Origin of the sequence: Methylobacterium sp. Leaf361, assembly GCF_001424445.1 — a bacterium.
Classification (GTDB): domain Bacteria; phylum Pseudomonadota; class Alphaproteobacteria; order Rhizobiales; family Beijerinckiaceae; genus Methylobacterium.
The window spans coordinates 1-2,602 of record NZ_LMPY01000084.1; the positions used below are offsets into that span (position 1 = coordinate 1).

The 2,602-nt window shown below is 65.9% G+C and carries 1 protein-coding gene; it reads left to right on the forward strand.

Going from position 1 to position 2,602, the window contains the following annotated elements:
• Nucleotides 1–140: 140 nt before the first annotated feature.
• The coding region (locus ASG32_RS31005) for a hypothetical protein (RefSeq protein WP_157862116.1) at nucleotides 141–2,602 on the forward strand (2,462 nt) is incomplete at its 3' end.

Genomic DNA, 2,602 nt, shown 5'->3' on the forward strand with positions numbered 1-2,602 from the left:
GGAACCGAGCACTTCAGCGCCGCTCGCTCGCCCAGCCATCGTCACGCGACCGACGATGCACTAACTTCGAACCTGGGCCACCGCATGGGGGCAGGCCAGTCCGCGGGTGCGATTATCGCAGCATCGTACGCTCCATAAACTTGCTGGCCGGCCGCTCGGCTGACCAACTCTTCGTCGTCCTGTCCGGTCATGGCCTCTACGTGCTCGCGAAGGGATCGGTGTTCCTTCCATCGGATTACGGGATCGACGGCATCAAGCCCAACGTCTGGCTCGATGAGTACCTTCGCTATTTCCTGAGCTGGAGCTTCCGGCGTCAGTACGTCATCTACAACGCCTGCAAGGAACCCATTGCGACGATCGGCCAAGTCTCGCCGGTGACACCCCAGGGGCCCCAGCAAGCCCCGGAAACGTACAACGTCGTCGCCAGCAACGCGCTCACGGTATGCCACGCCGCGGCACCGGACGAGAAGGCGTGGGCCGGTGCGCCCGGGGAGACGCTTGTGTCGTTCCTCTGCAGGGCACTCGACCTTGAACGCCTCGGCACCATGGAGCCGGCCGATCCGCTGCAATCCGCCGTCATCTACGATTGGGATACCGGGGCACGTGAAATCGACCTCAAGGAGGTGTTCGACCTCGCCGTCGGACCGAGCTACGCGCTCAGGGCGCTAGCGGCCGGGAACCGGCAGACGCCTTTCTGTCAACGTTTTGAGATGGCCGAACGAACCGGGCGGTCTCCGATCTTCGATCTCCCGCAGGACACCTATCTCCGCGTCGTCGTCAAAACGAATCCGCTCCAGGCCAAACAGGCCGTCACGGAACTGGTCCTCCGCTCTCCCGAGCCGACGCGGCAACTCCTGCTACCTCGCATCGACAAGCCGATCAGTCTCCCGATGCGCTGTCTCGGTCCGGTCGGTGCGACCGTTTGGACCTCGTTCCGGGCGGATCCCGCGAGCGTGTGGCGCAAGCGGCGGTCGCCGGCCCCGACCGAACTCGTTGGCGACAGCGTCGAGATAACGTTGGAGCTCGAACGGGCGGTTCCCGCTCAGCCCGACACCGGCCCGTCGATGGTCGCTTTGCCCGGGGCCGTCCAGCCAAGCAGCTCCCCCTTCGGCGGCATCACGCTCGACGCCTTCAACATCCGAGCGAGCGGCCCTGCCGGCGCGCCGTGCTCCTTGCCAGATCTCGCCTACGAGTCCGTCCTGTCCGGGCCGTTCGCCCCATCCCCACCGCAGGCGGGGGTCCTTGTCGAGGAGCACACGTTCGGGCCTGACATCCGCTTCGACCCGCTCGTTCCCGGTGCTGCTCTTGCTGCGCGGGGCTACGCCCTGGATTGGCTTCGTGCGCTCCGGTCCACTCACTGGGGCGAGGATCTCGAGATCCATCTCTCCCCGATCGGCGACGACTTCGATCGTCCCGCCACAAACTTTCGATTTGTCCTGCCGCCGGGCGGAGTACGGCCGCTCGGAGGATACTTGACCGAAGTTCCGACCGTGTCGATTGAGCGTGTCGGATCCTCTGACGCAGCGCGTATCCTGTCGCTCAATGAAATCGAGCGCCATCCGACCGAGTACCTAGAAGCAGGCTTCTACCGCGTGAGGGTTGACCTTCCTTGGGGAGACTGGGTCCGCATCGTCGATGTGGGACTTTCGGAAGGTGTCACCGAGTTCGCTTTGCCAGACCGGATCGGCTTGGAGCCGCTTCGCAACGTGGCGGCCTTCGGGGCCGTAACCGAGCGCGCTCGGTTGTGGGGGTGCGCGGCGAAGGCGGCGTACTCCGACGTAGTTGTGAAGTCGGAGGGGCATCGCTTCGCCATCCTAGGTGTCGGCATCGACCTCCTTCTACGCAAGGAAGCGGGCGGCGTTCGGATCGAGCCGCGCTCCGACACAGCGGTACCCGAGTGGGACACGGCGTTTTCCACCGGTCGCGCGAGCGCGATCGAGACACCGCGCATTCGCGAACTGCTCAGTGCCGGCGCCACTGCAGCCTTTCGAACCCCGGAAGAGCGAGACCTTATGCTGCTCGCATGCGCCTACGCAGCGTTCGGTCGAAACGAAGGTGGCGTCGCTCTGGAGGCCCTCGACGGAATGCGAGGCGTTCTGCGTGAGGGACCCGATGCGCGCCTCCTGAGGTTCGCGACCGGCGCGAGCATTGAGGAGAGTGTCCTCCAAGATGGCGCTGACAGCTCGCTCGTGCCGCTTCTGCGCTGGGGGGTACCCGTCCTGCAGACCACCTTGGGTGCCCACGGCCGCGAAGTACCGGAGTGGACACGGCACCTGACATTCGGCTCGGCCTGGACGACGGTCGACGAGGAGGGCATTGAGGCGCTCACGCTCGCCGATCAAAAAGCCGGCCGATCGCGCGTGTGGACGCAGGCCGTCGACTTGGATGAGGCCCGTGCGGTCTCCGGCATCCGCTCTCGTCCGACCCGTGCCTCGACGTTCGTGGGAACTGCCCTCCGCTCCGGCTCAGCCGTCGCGTACGCCTCGGCGTTCGAGGCGCTACTCCGCGGCGTCGACATCCTCGCCGACGCGGTGAAGGTGACGCTCGGCCCGAAGGGCCGCAACGTCGTGATCGAGAAGAGCTTCGGCGCCCCGCGCATCAC